The following is a 21,639-nucleotide window of genomic DNA, read 5'->3' on the forward strand; positions in this document are numbered from 1 at the left end:
CAAAACTTCGATTAAAAGCGCGTCACGATTTCCGAAAGGAACGGTCGCGGACGATCCTCGCTCGGCTTGGTCGGCGTGCCCACGTGGATGAAGCCGGCGAGCTTCTCGTCCGGCTTGAGGCCAAGCCCGTCCAGCACGTCGCGGTCGAACGAGAACCAGCCGGTCAGCCAGCAGGCGCCGTAACCGAGCGCGGTCGCGGCCGTGACGATGTTCATGGCGCTGGCGCCCGCCGACAATTCCTGCTCGAACGCCGGCACCTTGGGATGCGGCTTGGTGAAGCTGACGATGCCGATCACCAGCGGCGCGTCCATCAGGCGCTTGCGCTCGGTCTCGATGTCGGCGGCGGGCGCACCGGGATTCTTGCGGGCGAAGACCTTGGCGATCACCTCGCCGGCGCGCTGGCGCGCGTCGCCCTCGAAGATGATGAAGCGCCAGGGCGCGAGCTTGCCATGGTCAGGCACGCGCGCGCCGATGGTGAGGATGGTTTCGAGCTCGGCCGGCGAGGGGCCGGGCCCGGTCATCTCGCGCGGCTTGACCGAGCGGCGGGTCTTCAGGAGTTCGATGGCGTCGGGCACTGCGGGCGTCCTTGTGACTTGCTGTTCCTGCCCGAGATAGGCCTGGCAGAAGACGAATGGAAGGGATTTTAGAGGGATTATGAGGTCCGCAGGTGCGCAGGTCAGAAAGTTGTGGTCCCAAGTTGGGACTATGGTAAGATGAATTGAATGAGGATCATAGCGCTCAGCACGATCAAGGCTTTTCTCGATCGGGCCGACGAGGTCTCCGATGCCCGCGACCCCCTGATGGCTTGGTTTAGGCAGGTGAAACAGGCCGACTGGGCAAGGCCCGCAGACGTCAAGAGGGACATCCGAACCGTCAGTATCCTCAGGGATGGCCGCGTCGTTTTCAACGTCGCCGGCAACAAATATCGCGTCGTGGTCTGGATCAACTACCCTTACCGCGTGGTCTATATCCGCTTTGTCGGAACGCATCGGCAATATGACGCAATCGATGCGCAAACCGTTTAGAAGGTCGATAATGGAAATCGCGCCAATCAAGTCCAACCGAGACTATCGTCGCGTTCTCAAGGAGATTGAGTCGCTGATGAGTGCACGCCGAAACTCGCCTGAGGGTGATCGGCTGGATGTTCTTGTGACGCTGGTAGAGGCGTGGGAGCGTAAGCACTATCGGCTCGACCTTCCGGATCCGGTCGAGGCGATCAAGTATCATATGGAACAGAGCGATCTGCAGCCGAGAGACCTGATTCCGTTTATCGGCAGCCGAAACCGAGTGCACGAGGTGCTTAACCGGCGGCGTGAATTGACGCTCAGCATGATCCGACGGCTGCATGAGGGACTCGGCATTCCCGCCGAGTCCCTCATCAAAGTCGGGCAAAATAGAGCCGCTTAAACCCTGTCAGACCGCGCCGCGGGCCCGCCGGACGTCCGGCGGGGTCGCCTCGTCAACCAGGGCGGCGATCGCCTCCTCGGTCGTCATCACCTTCTGGCCGTCGCTGCCGAGCCGGCGGACCGAGACCGAATGCGTCTCGGCCTCCTTTTTGCCGACCACGAGCAGCGCCGGAATCTTGGCCAGCGAGTGCTCGCGGACCTTGTAGTTGATCTTCTCGTTGCGCAGGTCGATCTCGACCCGAAGCCCGGCGCGCCGCGCCTGCTCCAGCACCACCTTGGCGTACTCGTCGCCTTCGGAGGTGATGGTCGTGACCACCGCCTGCACCGGCGAGAGCCAGAGCGGGAAGTTGCCGGCATAGTGCTCGATCAGGATGCCGATGTAGCGCTCCATCGAGCCGCAGATCGCGCGGTGCACCATCACGGGCGGCTTTTTGCCGCCGTCATGGTCGATGTAGAACGCACCGAACCGCTCCGGCAGGTTGAAGTCGACCTGGGTGGTGCCGCACTGCCAGTCGCGGCCGATGGCGTCGCGCAGCACGTATTCGAACTTCGGCCCGTAGAATGCGCCTTCGCCCGGGTTGATCTCGGTCTTGATGTGATTGTTCTGCGACTGGATCTCGCGGAGCACGGTCGCCATCACCCGCTCGGCGTGATCCCACATCGCATCGGTGCCGACGCGTTTCTCCGGCCGCGTCGACAGCTTCACGGTGAGGTCGCCGGTGAAGCCGAAATCCGCGTAGGTCGACAGGATCAGATCGTTGATCTTCAGGCACTCCTCGGCGAGCTGATCCTCGGTGCAGAAGATGTGCGCGTCGTCCTGGGTGAAGCCGCGCACGCGCATCAGGCCGTGCATGGCGCCCGAGGGCTCATAGCGATGCACCACGCCGAACTCGGCGAGGCGCAGCGGCAGGTCGCGGTAGCTCTTCAGGCCGTGCTTGAAGATCTGCACGTGACCCGGGCAGTTCATCGGCTTCAGCGCAAACCAGCGCTTGTCCTCGGCCTCGTCGCCGGCCGACTGCGCCGCGAACATGTTCTCGCGGTACCAGCCCCAATGGCCCGAGGTCTCCCACAGCACCTTGTCGAGGATCTGCGGCGCGTTGACCTCGCTGTAGTCGCCAGTGAGGCGCCGGCGCATATAGGCGATCAGCTGCTGGAAGATGGTCCAGCCCTTCGGGTGCCAGAACACGACGCCCGGACCTTCCTCCTGGAAGTGGAAGAGGTCTAGCTCGCGTCCGAGCTTGCGATGGTCGCGCTTCTCGGCTTCCTCGATCTGCTTGAGATAGGCGTCGAGGTCCTCCTGCTTGGCGAAGGCGGTGCCATAGATGCGCGTCAGCATCGGGTTGTTGCTGTCGCCGCGCCAATAGGCGCCGGCCACCTTCATCAGCTTGAAGGCGTTGCCGACCTTGCCGGTCGAGGTCATGTGCGGGCCGCGGCAGAGATCGAACCAGTCGCCCTGATAGTAGATCTTGATCGGCTCGGTGCCGGGAATGGCATCGACCAGCTCGACCTTGAAGGCCTCGCCCTTGTCGCGGAACACCTGCTTGGTCTTCTCGCGGTCCCAGACTTCCTTCGTGAAGGGCTTGTCGCGCGCGATGAGCTCGCGCATCTTTTTCTCGATCGCGGCGAAGTCGTCCGGCGTGAACGGCTCGTTGCGGAAGAAGTCGTAGTAGAAGCCGTTCTCGATCACCGGGCCGATGGTCACCTGGGTGCCCGGCCACAGCGTCTGCACGGCTTCCGCCAGCACATGCGCGCAGTCATGGCGGATCAATTCGAGCGCGCGCGGATCGTCGCGGTTGACGAGCTCGATCTTGGCGTCGGCCTCGATGGGATCGTTGAGGTCGGCGAGCACGCCGTCGAGCGCCATCGCAACCGTGCGCTTGGCCAGCGACGGCGAGATGCCCTTGGCGATATCGAGGCCGGTGATGCTCTTGTCATACTGGCGCTGGGCGCCGTCGGGGAAGGTGAGGGTAACTTTTGCGGCGGGGGTCACGGGCTTGAGGTTCGACAGGCTGTACTGGAAACCGGACTCGGATTTGGGCTGATCGGTCATTGCTTTTCTCCTGAGGCTCACTCCTGCGAACGAGCGCAGGTAAGCGGGAACGAGCGATATATCAGGGGATTCGGCCTGCGCAATCCGGCATTTCCAAGAAAGTGGCGCGCAAAAGCGAGGGCGCAGCCCCAACTATTTGGCGCTCCGCCCTTTAACTCGTCATAGGCCGCCGCTACATGCGTTTGCATGGAAAATGCCCCTGCCGCCGGCCGTTTCGCGCCGACCGCCCTGATGCTTGGCAATCTCGTCACGGGCTGCTCGGTGCTGGCGCCGGCCGGCATGCTGCCGGAACTGTCGTCGGGGCTCGGGATAAGTATCCACGCGGCCGGGCTCCTGATCACCTTCGGCGCGGTGACGCTGTGCATCGGCTCGCCGCTGACGGCGTGGCTGACCAGCCGGATCGAGCGGCGGATCCTGCTCACCGTCACGCTGGCGGTGCTCGCGCTCGGCAATTTCGCTTCAGCGTTCGCGCCCGACTATACGAGCCTGCTCGTCATCCGCCTGGTCATGCTCGCGGTCGGCGCGCTCTACACGCCGCAGGCGGCCGGCACCGCGGCTCTGATCGTGCCGGTGGAGCGGCGCGGCAGCACGATCGCCTATATCTTTCTCGGCTGGTCGCTCGCTGCTGCCGTCGGCCTGCCGCTGATCACCTTCATCGCCAGCCGCTACGGCTGGCGCGCGGCCTATGGCGGGATCGGTGCGCTCGGCTGCATCAGCTTCCTGTTGTTACTGCTGCGCTTGCCGGCGGGGCTGAAGGGCACGCCGGTGGATTTGAAGACCTGGAGCGCGGTCGGCCGCAACCGGGCCATCCTGCTGCTGCTGGCGATCACGATGCTGCAAATGTCCGGGCAGTTCGTGGTGTTCACCTTCATGGGCCCGCTGCTGAAGAAGCTGACCGGGGCAGGGCCGGACGCCGTCGGCCTGGTGTTCGCCATTTACGGCGTCTGCGGCTTCCTCGGCGTTGTGATCGCCACCCGCATCGTCGACGGGTGGGGACCTTATCGCACCTCGCTGCTGTTCACCTGCCTGCTGCTTGCGGGCATCACGGGCTGGGCGCTGGGCGCCGGCACGCTGGTCCTGATGGCGATCGCAGTCGCGATCTGGGGGCTCGGCTTTGCCTCGACCAATTCGATGCAGCAGGTGCGCCTGGTCACGGCCGCACCGAAGCTGGCACCGGCGACCGTCGCGCTCAACACCTCCGTCCTCTACATCGGCCAGGCCGTCGGCTCCGCCATCGGCGGATTGCTGTTCGCTCGCGAGCTCCTGCATCCGCTCGGCTTCGTCGCGGCCGGTTTCGTCGTGCTGGCGCTGGTCCTGGTGGTCCTGAGCCGGCCCCGGCGGGCTGCTGCCGTCACGGCCTGAATCCCCCGCTTTCCTGTGCGCAAGGTGCTTGGCAAACAGCGCGCGGGAGGGCTAGAAGGCGAGGCATGGGGACCAAAGAGAGATGACTGAAATGAGGATGATTCTGGCGGTTGCCGCGGTGCTCTATTCAGCCTCGGCGTTCGCGCAAGCCGACAAGCCACCGATGGTGGGGGACAAGCCGCTGGTGCAGGTCAAGCCGAAGGGGACCAAGGCAGCAGCCGCGGCTGCGACGCCGGCGCCGAAGGGCAAGCCGCAATCGATCGCTGCGCGGCTCCAGGCCTGCCTCGAACTCGATGACGGCACCAAGGACCGGCTCAACTGCTACGACGCGATCATTCCGCCGACGCCGAAGCCGAAGCCGGCAAAGGCCAAGGGCTACGCCGATTGCCGTTTCTTCAAGGAAGAGGACGAGCGGCTGGCCTGCTTCAACGGTTTCGCCGAGAGCATTCCGAAGCTGCCCAAGACCTGATATCCAAACCTGAGAAGGTTGGAGCCGGACGGCTAGTCGCTGATCCGGCTCAGCACCGCCCTGAAGGCAACGCCCGGCACTTGCAGCGCGGTGCCTTCGAATTCCGCGGTGTCGCCGTCTTCCCGGCCGGTGAGCGTCAGGGTGATGCGGTCGGTGCCGAACAGCGCCTTGAAGGACGGATCGTCATTGTAGCGCTGGGTCGAGATCTTGACCTTGATGCTGGCGCCTTCGCCCGTATAGGTGCCGATGAAGGCGAAGGCGGAATTGCCGCCGCGCATCTTGCCGTCCACCACATAGACGACGCCGCACCCGGTCCCGTGAACCGTGTGGAAGTCGACCTTGTATAATCCCTGACGCAACGACCCGTCCCCGCAGAATTCGATGTGCAAACTGGCCGGCAAATTATGGCGCTCGCCAGCGGAAACAATCCGGTGGCTCCCGGGGGCCGTCGGCCATCAACATCACATTTTGATCAGCGCCTGAGACAATTGCAGGCAGCGCGGCCAAATCCCGGCCCGCGCAATTTCGATCAGCGGCTCGATGCGGCCGGATTGGTGGAGGCGACGCGCGTGAGCGCGAGTGACGGCGTTGCCGACATCTTGACCAGCACGTCCTTGAGCGGGTCCCGCGTCCAGGCGCGCGTCACATAGTCACGATGGGTGATGCCGTCGCCGGTCTCCACGAACACCACGCTGCCGGGACGCAAGGGGCCGTCCATGTCCTCGGAGACGCTGATGCCCTTCTGCCTGAGCATGCTCATCAGCTCGCGGTCGCGCCGTGCGGTGTAGCGGGTGTAGGAGCTGACGAAGAAGCCGGAGCGGTGGCTCTCGATCCAGGAGGCGAACTTGTCCATCTCGCCATAGACGGCGTCGAGCAGCACCACGCCACGAACGCGGTCGCTGATGCCGCCGACCTCGAGGCTCCAGGCGGTGGGCAGGAAGCCGCCGCTATAGCCGACGATGACGATCGGCATGTTGGCGAAGGTACGTACGCTGTTGGGATCGCCGGTGAGGCGGGCGAGATGGTTCGCCGATTCCTCCATGAAGCGCTTGAAGCCGCCGGCCTGCCAGAACTTTCCGGCGCTAGAATCGGCGGCATCGACCGCCATCTGCGGCGCAAGCAGGATCGCGTTGGCTCCGGAATCGGTGATCTGCCTCGGCACCAGCTGCCGGTCGCGCACGTCGCGCTCGAGCGTCGCGCCGTTGCCGTGGAAGAACACCACGATCACGCCCGGCTTGCGCACGTCGAAATGCTCGGGCACGTGCACCAGCACGCGGCTGTCGCTGTAGGTCTCGTCCTGCCAGTAGACGCGGCCCGAGTAGCTACGGTGGCCGCGGCGATCGCCCTTGGAGATGTTGAGGAAGGGCGCGTCGGAGGCGGGGTTGTTGCCGAAATACGGGAAGGCCGACGATTTCATGCTGACCAGCGTCGTCAGGTCTTCGCGCTCCGGGCGCTGGTAGGGGACCTGCGGCGCGAGCGAGGCCACCTTGTAGGGCGCTTGCTCCGGCTGCGGCGCCTGCACGGCGCGCTTGGGCGAGAAGTCCGACATCTGCCGCTGCAGAAAACTCTCGCTGGCCGAGGGGAAGCGCTCCCTGAATTGCGGGGCGGGGAAGCGGTCCTCGAACGTGTCTGCGCTGGCAACCTGCTGGGGATTGGTCTTGGCGACGACCTGGACATTGGCCTGCGAGTTCGCCGCGAGCGCTGCCGGATTGGGCGCCTTGCCGCATTGAACCAGCGTGAGCGACAGCGGCACCAAGGCTGAGATCAGGCCGGCCCGGAGCGCACGAGCGCGCAGACCGGACGGCGTCCGATCGGCACGAAAGTCAGCTCTCATGTTCGGAACGGCCCCGACCATCCACCCATGACCCCAAAGTCACGTCCATCGGCGATTTCTAGACAATTGAGCCGACTGGCGTTTAGGCGACGTTAAGCGTCCGGAGAAACTTCCCCACATCCGGAACGCTCAAAGGGACCATGCAATCGTGTCGTGATTGTGGGGGTGGGGAGCGGGATTTTCCGGGGTTTGCGCGGGTTTATTGCCCGTGACCGTGCATAAGAGGTGTCAATATACCGATTTCTGTTGCCTCATTTAACCCTTGTTAACCCTGCTTGAATTGACTGGATCAAACTGCACGATGCTTCTCACGAGGCGTGACGCCTGAGGTTCAAGGACCCCGATGACGGCATCAGATGCGGGTAGCGCGCCCTGGACTGGCCGGCTGACCGGAAGCGGCCCCGGCGTCTCCGCTCTGGTCGCAACCGCCATCGTCGTTGCCGACATGATCGGGGTCGGCGTCTTCACCAGTCTCGGATTCCAGGTCAAGGACATCCCCTCCGGCTTCTCGATCCTGCTGCTGTGGACGGTCGGCGGCATCGTCGCGCTGTGCGGCGTGTTCTCCTACAGCGAGCTCGGGGCGATGTTTCCGCGCTCGAGCGGCGAGTACAATTTCCTCGGCCGCGCCTATCATCCCGCCTTCGGCTTTCTCGCCGGCTGGGTCTCGGCGACGGTGGGCTTTGCAGCGCCCGTCGCGCTCGCCGCGATGGCCTTCGGCGAATATGCCAAGTCGGTCGTGCCCGATCTGCCGCCGATCCCGCTCGCCATCGGCGTGGTGTGGCTGGTCTCGCTCGTGCAACTGACCGGCGTCAGGCACTCCGCGACCTTCCAGCTGATCTCGACCATCCTGAAGGTCGTACTGATCGTGGCCTTCCTGGTCGCCGGCTTCATCATCGGCGTGCCGCAGCCGATCGCCTTCACGCCGCAGCCGGGCGATCTCGCACACATCGTCAGCGCGCCCTTCGCGATCGGGCTCGTCTTCGTGATGTATTCGTTCTCGGGCTGGAATGCCGCGACCTACATCATCGGCGAGATGAAGACGCCGCAGCAGAGCCTGCCGCGCGCGCTGCTCGCGGGTACGCTGATCGTGCTCGTGCTGTACGTCGCGCTGAACGCGGTATTTCTCTATTCCACGCCGGTCAGCGCGCTCGCCGGACAGCTCGACGTCGCCAGCGTCGCCGGCACCGCGATCTTCGGCAGTCTCGGGGGGCGGATCGTCGGCGCCATGATCTGCGTCGGCCTGGTCTCCTCGATCTCCGCGATGATGTGGATCGGCCCACGCGTGATGATGACGATGGGAGAGGACATCCCGGCGCTGCGCGTCTTCTCGAAACGATCGGTGAGCGGCGCGCCGGCCTATGCCATCCTGTTCCAGCTCGCGGTCGCAACCCTGTTGCTGTTCACGCGCAGCTTCGAGGCGGTGCTCGACTTTATCCAGTTCGCGCTGCTGTTCTGCTCGTTCTTCACGGTTGCTGGCGTCATCAAGCTGCGTATCACCGATCCGGATCTGCCCAGACCCTACCGCGCCTGGGGATACCCGTTCACGCCGCTCGTTTTCCTGCTCGTGACCGCGTTCATGATGTACTACCTGTTGACCGAGCGGCCGGTGCAGTCGCTGTCGGGGATGCTCGTCATGCTCTCGGGCCTGTTGATTTATGCTGTTTTCCGCGGGCGGCCGGTCGCCGCTGGCAATTCATCACATCGCGAATAGACATGGTCCGACCCTTGAGAATTGCGGCTGTCGCCCTTGCCCTGCTGGCTGCGGCCGTCTCGTCCGCACGTGCCGCCGACGTCACCTTCGACGACACCGCGCGCTTCCTCGCGGGCATGCAGCCCTCGGCGGACTCGCCGCTGGTGCCGCTGACCAGGGATCCCAACTGGCAGCATCACGCCAAATTCTTCGACAACGCCTTCGCCCAGCTCGAGCAGCGGCAGATCGCGAAGATCCGCAGCTGGGCCGACGTCAACCTGGCGGCGCCGCGGCCGACCATGTTCTACATGTTCAGCGGTCCGGACTTCCTCTACGCCAATGCCTTTTATTCCAAGGCGAGCACCTACGTGCTCGGCGCGCTGGAGCCGGTCGGCGCCGTGCCCGACCTGACGAAGCTGCCGCGTGGTTCGGTCGGCGCCGCGCTCTACAATGTCGAACGCTCGCTCGGCTCGATCCTGAGCTTTTCCTTTTTCATCACCAAGCAGATGAAGGTCGACCTGCACACCAACCAGGTCAACGGCACCTTGCCGATCCTCTATGTCTTCCTCGCCCGTTCCGGCAAGACCATCCGCAACGTCGAGATGGTCGCGCTCGACAACAAGGGCGGGATCCATGTGGGGAACGACAATCCAGGACCGAACGCGACGCGCGGTGTCCGCATCACCTTCGCCGGCAGCGACGGAGAGGTGCGCACGCTGTATTATTTCTCGACCGATCTTTCCAATCAGGGCGCGCGCGCGACCGGCTTCCTGAAGTTCTGCGAGACGCTCGGTCCCGGCAACAGCCTGCTCAAGAGCGCGTCCTATCTGCTGCACTCCGGCAATTTCACGGTCGTCCGCGACTGGCTGCTCGCCAACAGCGCGACCATCATCCAGGACGATTCAGGAATTCCGCTCGCGAACTACAGCGCGAAGCAATGGCGGTTCTTCCCGTTCGGCCGCTATCTCGGACCGATCAGCGAATTCCCCGGACGCTACCAGGAGCGCTACGCCGAACTGTTCACGCGCGCCCAGCCGATCGATTTCGGCGTCGGCTATCGCTGGCGCATGCAAGAGTCGAACCTGCTGTTGTCGGTGAGGGTGCCGGGCAGCGAGACCGCACCTGCTCCGGAGACAGTTTCGTCCACCGAGCCGGCGCCGAAGCCGCGCCCGAAGCGGCCTCGTCCGCCGGAGTCAGTCCCGCCGTCGTCCGGACGCTTTTTCTGGTTCCGCTAGTCGCGGCACGCGGCCGCTAGGTTGGACTCTGGGCGACGACGACGAGAACCTCTGCCTTCTGCCGCCCGAGGCTCCTGACCTCGTGCGGGGTCTCGCCTGAGAAATAAAGGCAGTCGCCCTTGCCGAGCGTCAGCTCCTCGCCGTCGAGCTTGATCGCGATCCTGCCGTTGATGACGAACAGCAGCTCTTCGCCCGCATGCGAGGCGCGCGTCGCCGCCTTGTGCGGCGGGCTGAGCAAGAACGGCTCCATCATCTTGCGGGTGCGGCCGGTTGCCAGCGGCACCACGCCGAACGTGTCCTTGAACAGCGGGACGTTGCCGCCCTCGCGCCGGAACAACGTGTAGCGCGGCGCCGGCTCGGCGTTGGGGTCGAAGAAGTTCGCGACATTGACCTCGAGCGCGGCGGCCATGCGAAGCAGCGCGGCGAGCGAGGGAATCTTGAGGTTGCGCTCGACCAGCGAGATGTAGCCGCGCGTGAGATCGCTCTGCTTGGCAAGCTGGTCCAGCGTCAGGCCCTTGGCGATCCGCGCCTGGCGGATATTGGCCCCGACCGCTGTCGCTTTGCTGACGTCAAGCACGCATGAGTCTCCCGAACTGCTGAGGCCTCTTTTGCAACAGATGCCGCCGGACCGCCAGCCCGGCGGCGCGCGCTGCCCATTTGGGCTGCGTGGTCATGTATTCCAAAAGAAAACTCCTGAGCGGAAATTTCGAGCAAGAGAGCGGATATTGTGAGCATGTGAGCTGGTATATCGCTGAATTGCGCTGAAAAATGGTGCAAATCGTCGGCTTTGCTGCGATCGGCGGCATTTGCCGCGTCTCGTGGCGTTGATTTCTAATAGTAAACATGATCGATTTTTACCGTCGCGGCCGCCGATGGGCTCCGCCGACCGAACCAACTGCTTTTCCCAGGCGCCGGTACCTTTTGGAGAGATCGATGACCGTAGCAGACGACGTAACCCTGAACGTAGCGCCGGACGAGGCGGCGAGCTTGCGACGGATCGTGTGGTCGAGCGTGATCGGCACCGCGGTCGAATGGTACGACTTCCTCATCTATGGCACGGCGACCGCCCTGGTGTTCAACAAGGTGTTCTTCGCCGCCGGTAACCCCACGCTCGCCACCATCGCCGCCTTCGGCACCTATGCGGTCGGCTTTCTGGCGCGGCCGCTCGGCGCTGCGATCTTCGGCCATTACGGCGACCGGGTCGGCCGCAAAGCGATGCTCGCGATCACGATCATGGTGATGGGCATCGGCACCTTCCTGATCGGCCTGCTGCCGACCTATCAGCAGATCGGTATCGCCGCGCCGCTGCTGCTCATCGGCCTCCGCTTCCTCCAGGGCATCGGGCTCGGTGGCGAATGGGGCGGGGCGGTGCTGATGGTGGTGGAGAACTGTCCGACGCATCGCCGCGGCCTGCTCGGCAGCATGGTGCAGGTCGGCAATCCCATCGGCAATCTCGCCGCGATCGGCATGTTCGCACTGGTGGCGAGCCTGCCGGAGAGCGACTTCATGACCTACGGCTGGCGCATTCCCTTCCTGATCTCGATCCTGCTGGTCGGCGTCGGTCTCTACATCCGCCTCAACATGGAGGAAACCGCGGCCTTCCGTCAGGTCCAGGCCAAGAAGGACGTCGCGACGATGCCGTTGGTCGAGATTTTCAGGCATCACCGTCGGCCTTTCTTCACGGCGGTCGGCCTGAAGATCTCGGAGATCGCCTATGCCAGCATCGGCGGCGTGTTCGTGATGTCCTACGCCACCGCCAATCTCGGGCTGCCGCGCACGGTCGTGCTGAACGGGGCGTTCGCTGCTTCGCTAGTCGCGCTGCTCGCTATTCCGCTGTTCGGCTGGCTGTCCGATCTGGTCGGTCGCAAGACCATGTTCTATGCGAGCTGCGTGTTCTCGGCGCTGTTTGCCTTCCCGCTGTTCTGGCTGCTCGACACCCGCGACCCCGCCATCGTCATCTGCACCATCGTCGTCGCGATCACCTTCGGCCAGATGGTGATGTTCGGCATCGGCGCGCCCTGGTACTCCGAGCTGTTTTCCGCGCGGCTGCGTTACAGCGGCGCTTCGCTCGGCTTTCAGGTCGGCGCTGCCGTTAGCGGCGGCTTGACGCCATTGATTGCGGCCTCTCTGATGGCGTGGAGCGGAGGAGCCACTTGGCCGGTCTCGCTGCTGCTGATCGTCTGTGCCGGTATCACCGCGACCGCGACCACGTTCGCGCCGGAGATGGCGAACAAGGAACTGACCTGATCCCGCGGCGCGCCGCCGGCGGCGGCGCGCCATCCCTTCTGACAAGGATTCCGTCATGCTTGATACCGTCAACGCCGGCCCGGCGCAAAAGGCAGCACAACTCGGCTGGACCGGGGTCGTGCGCTTCCTTCATCTTGCTCCGCGTGCGTTCCTGCCCATGCGGGCGGCCGAAGCCATCACCCTCGTCGCCGGCAAGGGCATCGAGGGCGATCGCTACATGATCGGCAACGAGGAGGGCTTTTACTCGCACAAGCCCGAAGAAGGCCGGCAGGTCACCTTGTTCGAGCTGGAAACGCTGGCCGCGCTGAAGCGCGACGCCGGCATCGAGCTCGGTCCCGAAGAGCACCGGCGCAATGTCACGGTCGAGGGCGTGCCGCTCAATCATCTGGTCGGGCGCCCCTTCTGGCTTGGCGAGACCCTGCTGGAGGCGACGCGGCTGTCGGTGCCGTGCCGGCATATCGAGGAGATCACCGGCAAGGCGATCTTCGATCCCCTGATCAACCGCTCCGGCCTCAATTGCAGGATCCTGCAGGGCGGCATCGTCCGGGTCGGCGATATCGTGCGGAACGCGGCATGAGCGCGCGCGCCATCACGACGGTCAAGACGATCGTCGCCAGCGTTGAAGAGGCTGGCGCAGGCACAAAGCTGTTCACCCTGGTCGATCCCGACCATTGGGAGCTGCCGCCGTTCAGGCCCGGCGCGCACATCGATCTGCATCTGCCGAACGGTCTCGTCCGCACCTATTCGCTGTGCAACGCGCCCGCCGACAACAAACGCTATGTCATCGCGGTGAAGCGCGAGGCGGAGGGACGCGGCGGCTCGCGTGCGCTCCACGATGATGTCCGCGTCAGCGACGTCATCGGCGTCTCGCTGCCGCGCGGCGGGCTCGGACAGGATGCGAATATCACGCGCCATGTATTTGTCGCAGGCGGCATCGGGGTGACGCCGTTTCTGTCGATGGCGCGACATCTCGAGGCGACGGGGCAGGCCGACTTCACGCTGCATCTGATCGTGCGCGAGGAAATACCGCTCGCCGTGCATCTCGCATCGCTGATCGATCAAGGCCGCGTCGTCGTGCATCGGACGTCCATTGCCGGGCGTCCTGATCTCGCGCAACTCGTCGGGGAGGGCGGATCGCAGACATTGGTCGCGTGCTGCGGACCGGAAAGCATGACGTACGATTTCGAGCAGGTGACTGCCGCTTGGCCCGCGGCGAACGTTCATATCGAGCGGTTCGTCGCGCCGCCACCGGTCATCGATCCCGACGCCAAGCCGTTCACGCTGTCGCTGGCGCGCACGGGGACCGAGATCCAGGTTCGCGCCGGCCAGACCATGCTGGCCGCGTTGCAGGAAGGGGGCATCGAGGTTGCGACGTCCTGCTGCGGCGGCATCTGCGGCGCCTGCAAGGTCGGCTGGCTGGAGGGAAAGCCGGTTCACCGCGACCGCATCCTCTCGCCCTATGAGCGCGAGCGCTATCTCATGGTCTGCGTCGCCGGATCAGATGGGGAGCGGCTGGTGCTGGACCTCTAGAGTCTTGCGCCAACGTGTTTCCTTGGCGCGACCCGGTAGTCGCGTCGCTCGAAAACGCTCGCGCTACCAGTGCACGCTCTGGCTTGGCACGACGAAGGCCGTCGTGCTGGGCGGCGTTGCAAAGCTCGTCGCGAGATACCAGCCGGAACCGACCGCGAGCGCGAGCAGCGCGATGATGGCGAGCAGGTCCAGGGTTCTGGGGTCGTGCGGTCTGTGACCGGGGTGGGGGCCGGGCCTGAAGTGAAAGAGGGGGCTGATTTTCCAGCGCATTGTTGTTCCTCCCGCGGGAGCATCACAACAACGCGAGGGAACGTTTTGGGTTCCACCGGGAATAGCGATCCACAAAGCACCGCAGCAAGGCTACGACGGATTGACCCCGCGCCAGCGCGCGTAACGCCAGGGCAGGTACCAGCGCGCGTTTTGCGGCGCGGCAAGGGGCACATTGTCGATGCCCGACGTGCCGAACGGATTGCAGCGGAGCAGGCGCGCGAGCGTCATCCAGCCGCCGGCCCAGAGCCCGAAGCGCTCGATCGCCTCGTCGCCATAGACGGAGCAGGTCGGCAGGTGCCGGCAATTGTAGCCGACCAGCGGCGAGAGCGTATGGCGGTAGAGCCAGATCAGCGCCCGGCCGAGTCTTCGCGGCAGACGAAGGACACCTTCGACCGGAGTGGTGCAGTGCTCGCAGGTTGAATGCTTCATGTGCGCGTTGCCGCGAGGTTGAGCGAGGACTTGCGCGGTTCCAATGCAGGGAACTGCAAGCTGTTGTTTTGACGCCATATTTACCGTGCTTTTTGGGAGCAGTGCAGCAAGTATCTATGGACGGGCTGTATTCCCCCGGATACCATTTTTGTGACGTTCACGTGTAGACTCATTGAACGCCGAACGGGGCTTGCCTGAATCGCCTTGGGGGCTTGGGGAAGGGACCAGTTTGAAACTACTGAAGTCGCTCAATCGTCGCGGCTGGTTGCTTGTGGGAACCGCCGTATGTGGGATCGTGATGGCGGGGGCCATCGCGACGTTCGGATCGTCGGCCCGGGCGGGGGCCGCCCTCGAAGAGCGCAAGCTGCCGATGAAATTCGGCTGGGTCTCCTGCGAGCCCAACTGCCGCGGCTGGATCAGCGCGGTCGGCATCATCACCGCTGACACCCCCAGGGATTTCGAGGAGTTTGCGCGCGGACGCCAGCTGGGCGGCGCCACTGTGGTGCTGGATTCCAGCGGCGGATCGGTCAACGACGCGATCTCGCTCGGCCGGCGCTTCCGCAATCTCGGGCTTTTGACCACGGTCGGGATCAGCCTGCAGAATCGCAGCGGGCAGTCGGCCCGCCCGGCGGTCGCGCCTGAGGCCTATTGCGAATCCATGTGCGTGTTCCTGCTGCTGGCCGGCAAGAAGCGCTACGTGCCGGATGCGGCCCATGTCCGCGTCCACCAGATCTGGATGGGCGACCGCGCCGACGATGCCAAGGCGGCGAGCTACAGCGCGCAGGATCTGATGATCGTGGAACGCGACATCGGCCGTCTCGCCAAATACACCTTCGACATGGGCGGCGCCGGGGACCTGCTGTCGCTCGCGCTCAGCGTTCCGCCGTGGGAAGATCTCCACGAGCTCGATTCCGGCGAGCTGAAGCTCACTAATCTCGTGACGACCGACCTTGTCGCCGACGTGCTGCCGCATGTGGACGTCACGGCGCCGGCCATGGCGGAGCTCGCACCGAAGACGCAGGCGCGGTTCGGTGCGGAACCGGAGCAGCCGGCCAAGTCGACCCAGACGGCGGAAGCCCTGGTGCCGACCGGTGGCGTCGCGGCGCCTGCTGCGGCGGCGCAGAAGTAAGCCCTTAGATCCAGGCAGTCATTCCGGGGCGTCGCGAAGCGACGAACCCGGAATCCAGAGATTGCTGATTGAGATTCCGGGTTCGCGCTACACGCGCCCCGGAATGACGGCCGAATGTCAGCCCTGCGCTGCGGCGGGCTGCTTGGCCTTGGCCTCGATCTGGCCGATCGCATCGACCACCGCATCGAAGGTCAGCAGCGTCGAGGCGTGGCGCGCCTTGTACTCGCGGACCGGCTCGAGGAACTTGATCTCCTCCCACTTCCCTTGAGGAGGGGCGCCGTTCTCCTTGAGCATCTTGCGAACGGTTTCGCGTAACTCACGGAGTTCGCTCGCAGTCGAGCCGACCACGTGACTTGCCATGATGGATGAAGAGGCTTGTCCGAGCGCGCAGGCCTTCACGTCGTGCGCGAAGTCGGTGACCGTGTCGCCATCCATCTTGAGGTCGATCTTCACGGTCGAGCCGCACAGTTTGGAGTGGGCAGTCGCAGTGGCATCGGGGGCCGGCAACCGTCCGAGACGCGGAATATTCCCGGCCAGCTCGATGATCCGCTTGTTATAAATGTCGTTCAGCATGTGATGGAGTCCAGGACTTCCCGGCCGGATCGGCCTTGGCGGGCGCCGTTCACGGTCTTATATAGGGTCGGAACTGGCGGAAAAACAGCCCAGCGGTGCGGCGGCAGCGGCCCAGATCTGCGCAGCCGACGTGATGACCCAAGGGCTTTTTTCGTCAAAACTGTTTCTCTTCAGGCGTCCGGCGGCTTGCCGCCCCGTCTGCCGGTGACACTCCGGCCTTTGAGGCCGTCGAACGGAGTAGACATGGACGCGACCATCAAGCCGATCCGCCCGACCAAGCAGCCCGAGGCCCGCCCGGCCGAGCTTGACCCCGCCGAATTCCTCGCGGCCGCCGTCCGCGCCGACCAGCCGCGCCCGGCACGTGCCGAAGCGGAAGCGGCGGTGAAGACGCTGCTCGCCTATATCGGCGAGAACACCAACCGCGAGGGCCTGCTCGACACGCCGCGCCGCGTGGTCGAGGCCTTCGACGAGCTCTATCAGGGCTACCACCAATGCCCGGCCGAGGTGCTCGACCGCACCTTCGGTGAAACCGCCGGCTACGACGACTTCGTGCTGGTGCGCGACATCGAGTTCACCTCGCAGTGCGAGCATCACATGATGCCGTTCTACGGCAAGGCGCACATCGCCTACACGCCGGTGGAACGTGTCGTCGGCCTGTCGAAGCTGGCCCGCCTGACCGACATCTTCGCCCGGAGGCTCCAGACCCAGGAGCATTTGACGGCGCAGATCGCCGCGGCGATCGACGAGATCCTCAAGCCCCGCGGCGTTGCCGTGCTGATCGAGGCCGAGCATACCTGCATGTCGGTGCGCGGCGTCGCCAAGCATGGCGCCTCCACCTTCACCAGCCGCTACACTGGCATGTTCCGCGACAATCCGGCGGAGCAGGCCCGTTTCCTGTCCATGGTGCGAGGCCTGCAGCGCTGACCTCGCGACTGTATTAAGCGAGGGCGCCCGTGTCCGCTCACTCCCACGAGATCGAGGAAGGCCTTGCCTTCCTCCCCAGGTTCGACGCGAACGGCCTCGTGACTGTTGTCGCGACCGACGTTGCGACCGGCGACGTGCTGATGGTCGCGCACATGAACGACGAGGCGCTGCGCAAGACCATTGCGACTGGCGAGGCCTGGTACTTCAGCCGCTCGCGCAATGCCTTGTGGCGAAAAGGTGAGACCTCAGGTCAGACCCAGCGCGTGGTCGAGATGCGCACCGATTGCGACCAGGATGCGGTCTGGCTTCGGGTCGAGCAGATCGGTGCCGCCTGCCACACCGGCCGCCGGTCGTGCTTCTATCGCAAGGTCGAGGCCGAGGGCGGCGGAGCCAGGCTCGTCTTCACCGACGCCGAGCGGCTGTTCGATCCGGACGCGGTCTACAAGAAATGATCTCCGTGATTCCGGGCTTGCGCTACGCGCGCCCCGGAATCACGGGGAAGCCCGAATTAACTCCGCATTAACCATACCTGTCCCACGGTGAGACGACAGGCGCCGAATTGCCGGTGCCGCTCAACGCCGCGCGGGGCGGGCACTCCATCATGTCGGTCGACAACTCCAGTGCCTCACAGACGGCGGTTCTCGATCCGACGCGGGCGCGCGTCGCCGGCGCGATCAAGCAGGCCTCGAACATCTCCGGCGTCAGCTTCCAGTACATGCTGACCACCGCCAAGATGGAATCGGACTTCGATCCGACCGCAGGTGCCACCACATCGTCGGCGCACGGGCTCTATCAGTTCATCGACCAGACCTGGCTCGGCACCGTGAAAGAGGCGGGGAGCCAGCTCGGCTACGGCAACTATGCCGACGCCATCACCAGGACCGCGTCCGGCACCTACACCGTTGACGACCCCTTCATGAAGCGGTCGATCATGAAGCTGCGCGACGATCCGGAGGCCGCATCCGGCATGGCGGCGGCGCTGACGCAGTCGAACAGCTTCAAGCTCACCGGCTTGCTTGGCCGCAGGCCAAGTGACAGCGAGCTCTACATGGCGCATTTCATGGGCGTCGGCGGGGCTGCAAAACTGATCGCCAATGCCGAGGACAATCCGCAAGCCGTCGGCGCGCGGCTGTTTCCCAATGCGGCATCCGCCAACCGCTCGATCTTCTATGCCAGGGACGGTCGCGCCCGCAGCGTCTCCGAGGTCTATTCGGTGCTCGATGCGCGCTATGCCAGCGCGGCGAATTCGAAAGTGACCCGCAGCGCGATGGCGATGTACGGCGGCACGCCCTCGACCACGGAGGTCGCCAGCGCCAACGGCGTGCAGCCCACCGCGCCAATGATCAACAACGCCGCTTATCTCCAGACCTTTCCCAATACGAATGCCGTGACGCCGGTGAGTGCGACATCGTCAACGACAGTTGCAGACAACACGCCGATCGCGCCCGCATTCCGTTCGATCTATCAGCCCGGCGACACCACCCAGCCGGTCTCGACCACGGTGCAGAAATTGTGGGGCAATAATGCCTCGCTCACTTCGGTCGCATCGGCGACGCCGGACGTGCGGCCGCCGCAACCGCTCGATCTCTTCAGCGATCGCAGCGGCACGTTCTCGAGCTAGCCGAGCTCTCGTGTCCCGGACGCGCCGCAGCGTGAAACGCTGCTGCGCAGAGCCGGACCCAGCCGTACGCAGTGCTCCCGGAAATTCTGGGCCCCGGCTCAGCGGCGCATCACTCGCGTGCTGCGCTGCGTCCGGGGCACACATCCCAGGCCTCTTTGTTCCCTTAACAAAACGTCAATAAAACCAGCCAGTTATGGTGAACGCTTTGTTAAGCGTCGTGGTTTATTTTGTGTTGCAGGTGACGAGCCGTCACCATTTTCGTTTGTTGTGTAAGCCGGAAGCAGCATGATTGTTCGGCAGTTCATCAATTGGATCAGGACGGCGCCCGCCGGCGAGCGGGCCGAGGCGACGCGGGCGTTGGCCCGGGCCTGGCTGATCTCGGATCTTTCCACCGACGACCGCATCGCCGCCGAGGGCGCGCTTCTGATGCTGCTCGACGATCCCTCGCCGCTGGTGCGGCAGGCGATGGCCGAAGCGTTTGCGCGCAGCCTCGATGCGCCCGCCTCGATCGTACGGGCGCTGTCGGCGGACCAGCCGACCGTCGCGCTGCCCGTGCTCGAACATTCGCCGCTGCTGATCGACGCCGATCTGGTCGACATCGTCGCGACCGGCAATCACGAGGTGCAGTGCGCGGTTGCCCGCCGCATCGCGCTGCCGGTCTCGGTCTGCGCGGCGATCGCCGAAGTCGGCTGCGCGGCGTCAGCGCTCGAGCTGATCGAAAATCCGCACGCCGAGCTCGCGCCATTCTCGTGGAATCGCATCGTCGAACGCCACGGCCATCTCGCCGCGATCCGCGAAGCGATGCTGGTGCTGGACGATCTGCCGGCGGCAACGCGCGCGGCCCTGGTGGCGAAGCTCTCCGAGACCCTCGCGCAATTCGTCGTGGCGCGGAACTGGCTGAGCGCCGACCGCGCCGAGCGCGTGACGATCGAGGCGCGCGACCGCTCCACCATCAACATCGCGGCGCGCTCGCGCGGCGACGACATGCAGGGCCTGGTGCATCATCTGCGCGTTACCGGCCAGCTCACCGCCGGTCTCATCCTGCGCGCGCTGCTGTCGAGCAATCTCGACCTGTTCGATGCGGCGCTGGCCGAGCTTGCCGACATGCCGCTGGCGCGCGTCACCGCGCTGCTGCACGATCGCGGCGGCAACAGCCTGCATGCGCTGCTGCGCCGCGCGGGCCTGCCCGAGGCGACGTTCGCGGCGTTCCAGGTGGCGCTCGATGCCTGCCACGAGCAGGGCTTCGTCGACAGCGACGACGGCGCGGCGCGGCTGCGCCGCCGCATGGTCGAGCGCGTGCTGACACATTGCGAGACCGACCGCGGCGCCGCCGAGCCGCTGATGGTCCTGCTCCGCCGCTTCGCGACCGAATCCGCGCGGGAAGAGGCGAGGCTGTTCTGCGACGAGATCGTCGCCGATGATGCGATCGATCCGGTGTACGACGATCTGATCGCGGCGTAACGAGATGCCGTAGGGTGGGCAAAGGCGCATAGCGCCGTGCCCACGATCTCTCAGTCATTTAGATTCGTGGGCACGCTCCGCTTTGCCCACCCTACGATCCTGTTCGTGTTGATAGAGCCGGCCTCCCAAAACTCCGTCATTGCGAGCGCAGCGAAGCAATCCAGACTGTTCCCGCGGAGGGATTCTGGATTGCTTCGCTGCGCTCGCAATGACGAGGGGAGAGCGGCGAGCCCTTACTCCGCAGGCACGATGCTCGGCGCGAGGATCGCCTCGAGATGCTCGGGGCGGTCGCGGTTGACCTGGGCGAGGTAGTCGTCAGCGACCTTGCGCAGGCGGCGGCTCAGCTCGGCGGAGACGCTGATGCTGTCGAGCCGGGTGTTCTCGTGCACGATGGCGAGGATGGCGTTGATGTGGTGCGTGAACAGCTCGGCCGGCACCTTCTCCAGGTCAGGCGCGTGCTCGATGACGCGGCACAGGCTCTCGGCGACGCCCGCCGCCGCCGGAAAACCGAACGTCGCGGCATCACCCTTGATGTCGTGCGCGGCGCGGAACAGCTCGTCGCGCCGCTCCTTGGTGAAGCCGTCATTGCGGATGGCGACGTAGGCGGCCGACAGGCGGCCCACCTCGGTGGCCATCCAGTCCCCGAACTCGCCGGAGAGGCTGGCCAGCGCCTGCTCGGCGCGGGCGACCGGATCGTCCATGTCCTTGTCTTCGACACGGCGCAGAACTTTGCGCAGCGGGTTCGGCTGCGTGATGACCTGATGCGTGGCGAAGGCCGTGACCTCGATGTCCTTTGCGCTGTTCTTCGCCATGATGCCTGCCTCGTCTGAAGACGTTGCGCTAGATGGAGGAGCGGGCCTTGTCGAGCAGCGAGGGCTGCTGCAGCACCTCGTGCTTTTCGCCGACGCGGCGCTCCGGGCCCATATAGGCGGAGTTGGTGTTGCGGCGCCGGTCCGGACCGAAATAGGTCTTGGTCTTGATGAAGGGACGGGGATTGGCGACGACGTTGAGGATGCGCTGGTACAGGCCCTTGGCCGAGATCGGCTTGGCCAGGAATTCGGTGACGCCGGCATCGCGCGCGACCGTGACACGGCGCTTCTCGGAGTGTCCAGTCAGCATGATGATCGGCGCGTAGGGATTGCCCTTGGATTCCGGCTGCCGGATCATCTGCGCGAGCTCGAGCCCGTCGAAGATCGGCATCGCCCAGTCGGTGATGACGATGTCGGGCACGTAATGGCTGTACATTTCCAGAGCCGTGGCGCCATCCTCGGCCTCATAGACCTCGCGCGCACCGAACGAATGCAGCAGCGTCCGCAGGATGCGGCGCATGTGCGGATTGTCGTCGCAGACGAGAAAGCGCAGCTTGTTGAAATCGATGCGGAACATGTCGCCCGGGCCGAAGCGGTCAA

24 protein-coding genes are annotated in these 21,639 nt (G+C 64.9%); 14 read left to right on the forward strand and 10 right to left on the reverse strand.

Annotated features, from left to right (window positions below; all coding sequences use genetic code 11):
- Positions 1–11 precede the first annotated feature (11 nt).
- Complete coding sequence (locus tag A7X65_RS01575; protein WP_063682619.1) at positions 12–575, reverse strand: nitroreductase family protein; 564 nt, start codon at positions 573–575, stop codon at positions 12–14.
- 147 nt (positions 576–722) lie between these two features.
- Here A7X65_RS01575 and A7X65_RS01580 point away from each other — a divergent pair, with 147 nt between their 5' ends.
- Together A7X65_RS01580 and A7X65_RS01585 are read left to right on the forward strand one after the other, a co-directional pair.
- Positions 723–1,025 carry a type II toxin-antitoxin system HigB family toxin gene (locus A7X65_RS01580; RefSeq protein WP_063682620.1) on the forward strand — a complete coding sequence of 101 codons (303 nt, stop codon included), beginning with the start codon at positions 723–725 and terminating at the stop codon, positions 1,023–1,025.
- Positions 1,026–1,035: 10 nt separating this feature from the next.
- Positions 1,036–1,407, forward strand: a complete 372-nt coding sequence (locus A7X65_RS01585; RefSeq protein ID WP_063682621.1) for a helix-turn-helix domain-containing protein — start codon at positions 1,036–1,038, stop codon at positions 1,405–1,407.
- A 6-nt stretch (positions 1,408–1,413) separates the two neighbouring features.
- On the opposite strand, the gene thrS is transcribed toward A7X65_RS01585, so the two are convergent.
- Entirely contained in the window at positions 1,414–3,456 is a 2,043-nt protein-coding gene (thrS, locus tag A7X65_RS01590) for a threonine--tRNA ligase (RefSeq protein WP_063682622.1), read from the reverse strand.
- A gap of 186 nt (positions 3,457–3,642) precedes the next feature.
- On the opposite strand from thrS, the gene A7X65_RS01595 reads away from it, so the two are divergent.
- Positions 3,643–4,818, forward strand: coding sequence for an MFS transporter (locus A7X65_RS01595; RefSeq protein WP_063682623.1), 1,176 nt, complete (start codon positions 3,643–3,645; stop codon positions 4,816–4,818).
- 91 nt (positions 4,819–4,909) lie between these two features.
- Entirely contained in the window at positions 4,910–5,287 is a 378-nt protein-coding gene (locus A7X65_RS01600; protein WP_063682624.1) for a hypothetical protein, read from the forward strand.
- Between the two features lie 32 nt (positions 5,288–5,319).
- Here the strand turns inward: A7X65_RS01600 and A7X65_RS01605 are convergent, their stop codons facing one another.
- A complete protein-coding gene (locus A7X65_RS01605; protein ID WP_063684744.1) occupies positions 5,320–5,646 on the reverse strand; it encodes a GrlR family regulatory protein in 327 nt (108 codons plus the stop codon).
- Between the two features lie 170 nt (positions 5,647–5,816).
- Positions 5,817–7,142: a hypothetical protein gene (locus A7X65_RS01610; RefSeq protein ID WP_063682625.1), complete on the reverse strand. Its 1,326-nt coding sequence runs from the start codon at positions 7,140–7,142 to the stop codon at positions 5,817–5,819.
- Between the two features lie 322 nt (positions 7,143–7,464).
- Here A7X65_RS01610 and A7X65_RS01615 point away from each other — a divergent pair, with 322 nt between their 5' ends.
- Together A7X65_RS01615 and A7X65_RS01620 are read left to right on the forward strand one after the other, a co-directional pair.
- Positions 7,465–8,832, forward strand: a complete 1,368-nt coding sequence (locus A7X65_RS01615) for an APC family permease (protein WP_063682626.1) — start codon at positions 7,465–7,467, stop codon at positions 8,830–8,832.
- 2 nt (positions 8,833–8,834) lie between these two features.
- The gene (locus A7X65_RS01620) at positions 8,835–10,046 is read left to right on the forward strand and encodes a hypothetical protein (RefSeq protein ID WP_156527587.1); all 1,212 of its coding nucleotides are present in this window, start codon (positions 8,835–8,837) and stop codon (positions 10,044–10,046) included.
- Positions 10,047–10,062: 16 nt separating this feature from the next.
- Here A7X65_RS01620 and A7X65_RS01625 read toward each other — a convergent pair whose 3' ends face one another.
- Positions 10,063–10,623 carry a helix-turn-helix domain-containing protein gene (locus A7X65_RS01625; RefSeq protein WP_063682627.1) on the reverse strand — a complete coding sequence of 187 codons (561 nt, stop codon included), beginning with the start codon at positions 10,621–10,623 and terminating at the stop codon, positions 10,063–10,065.
- A gap of 356 nt (positions 10,624–10,979) precedes the next feature.
- Here A7X65_RS01625 and A7X65_RS01630 point away from each other — a divergent pair, with 356 nt between their 5' ends.
- Genes A7X65_RS01630 through A7X65_RS01640 form a run of 3 tightly spaced genes read left to right on the forward strand, consistent with a single transcriptional unit; the run spans position 10,980 to position 13,823 of the window.
- A complete protein-coding gene (locus A7X65_RS01630; protein ID WP_063682628.1) occupies positions 10,980–12,293 on the forward strand; it encodes an MFS transporter in 1,314 nt (437 codons plus the stop codon).
- Positions 12,294–12,348: 55 nt separating this feature from the next.
- On the forward strand, positions 12,349–12,870 hold the full coding sequence (locus A7X65_RS01635) for an MOSC domain-containing protein (RefSeq protein WP_063682629.1): 522 nt from the start codon (positions 12,349–12,351) through the stop codon (positions 12,868–12,870).
- Positions 12,867–13,823 (forward strand): PDR/VanB family oxidoreductase, encoded by a 957-nt coding sequence (locus A7X65_RS01640; protein WP_063682630.1) that lies wholly within the window; start codon positions 12,867–12,869, stop codon positions 13,821–13,823. The genes A7X65_RS01635 and A7X65_RS01640 overlap by 4 nt, the downstream gene beginning before the upstream one ends.
- A 63-nt stretch (positions 13,824–13,886) precedes the next feature.
- Here the strand turns inward: A7X65_RS01640 and A7X65_RS01645 are convergent, their stop codons facing one another.
- Positions 13,887–14,093 carry a hypothetical protein gene (locus tag A7X65_RS01645; protein ID WP_063682631.1) on the reverse strand — a complete coding sequence of 69 codons (207 nt, stop codon included), beginning with the start codon at positions 14,091–14,093 and terminating at the stop codon, positions 13,887–13,889.
- Positions 14,094–14,183: 90 nt separating this feature from the next.
- The gene (yidD, locus tag A7X65_RS01650) at positions 14,184–14,522 is read right to left on the reverse strand and encodes a membrane protein insertion efficiency factor YidD (protein WP_063682632.1); all 339 of its coding nucleotides are present in this window, start codon (positions 14,520–14,522) and stop codon (positions 14,184–14,186) included.
- Between the two features lie 229 nt (positions 14,523–14,751).
- Between yidD and A7X65_RS01655 the strand changes: the two genes are divergently transcribed.
- Positions 14,752–15,651, forward strand: coding sequence for a COG3904 family protein (locus tag A7X65_RS01655; protein ID WP_063682633.1), 900 nt, complete (start codon positions 14,752–14,754; stop codon positions 15,649–15,651).
- 117 nt (positions 15,652–15,768) lie between these two features.
- Here A7X65_RS01655 and A7X65_RS01660 read toward each other — a convergent pair whose 3' ends face one another.
- Positions 15,769–16,224: an iron-sulfur cluster assembly scaffold protein gene (locus A7X65_RS01660; RefSeq protein ID WP_063682634.1), complete on the reverse strand. Its 456-nt coding sequence runs from the start codon at positions 16,222–16,224 to the stop codon at positions 15,769–15,771.
- A gap of 243 nt (positions 16,225–16,467) precedes the next feature.
- On the opposite strand from A7X65_RS01660, the gene folE reads away from it, so the two are divergent.
- From folE to A7X65_RS01680, 4 genes are all read left to right on the forward strand, one after another.
- Positions 16,468–17,148 carry a GTP cyclohydrolase I FolE gene (folE, locus tag A7X65_RS01665; RefSeq protein WP_063682635.1) on the forward strand — a complete coding sequence of 227 codons (681 nt, stop codon included), beginning with the start codon at positions 16,468–16,470 and terminating at the stop codon, positions 17,146–17,148.
- Positions 17,149–17,177: 29 nt separating this feature from the next.
- Positions 17,178–17,600 (forward strand): phosphoribosyl-AMP cyclohydrolase, encoded by a 423-nt coding sequence (hisI, locus tag A7X65_RS01670; protein ID WP_063682636.1) that lies wholly within the window; start codon positions 17,178–17,180, stop codon positions 17,598–17,600.
- 149 nt (positions 17,601–17,749) lie between these two features.
- Positions 17,750–18,769, forward strand: coding sequence for a lytic transglycosylase domain-containing protein (locus A7X65_RS01675; RefSeq protein WP_245323199.1), 1,020 nt, complete (start codon positions 17,750–17,752; stop codon positions 18,767–18,769).
- Between the two features lie 285 nt (positions 18,770–19,054).
- Positions 19,055–20,230, forward strand: a complete 1,176-nt coding sequence (locus tag A7X65_RS01680; RefSeq protein WP_063682638.1) for a DUF2336 domain-containing protein — start codon at positions 19,055–19,057, stop codon at positions 20,228–20,230.
- 233 nt (positions 20,231–20,463) lie between these two features.
- Here A7X65_RS01680 and A7X65_RS01685 read toward each other — a convergent pair whose 3' ends face one another.
- Both A7X65_RS01685 and A7X65_RS01690 read right to left on the reverse strand, forming a co-directional pair.
- Positions 20,464–21,042 (reverse strand): Hpt domain-containing protein, encoded by a 579-nt coding sequence (locus A7X65_RS01685; RefSeq protein WP_063682639.1) that lies wholly within the window; start codon positions 21,040–21,042, stop codon positions 20,464–20,466.
- A gap of 28 nt (positions 21,043–21,070) precedes the next feature.
- Complete coding sequence (locus tag A7X65_RS01690) at positions 21,071–21,616, reverse strand: response regulator (protein ID WP_008549760.1); 546 nt, start codon at positions 21,614–21,616, stop codon at positions 21,071–21,073.
- Positions 21,617–21,639: the final 23 nt, after the last annotated feature.

Origin of the sequence: Bradyrhizobium stylosanthis, from assembly GCF_001641335.1 — a bacterium.
In the GTDB taxonomy this organism is placed as follows: Bacteria; Pseudomonadota; Alphaproteobacteria; order Rhizobiales; family Xanthobacteraceae; genus Bradyrhizobium; species Bradyrhizobium stylosanthis.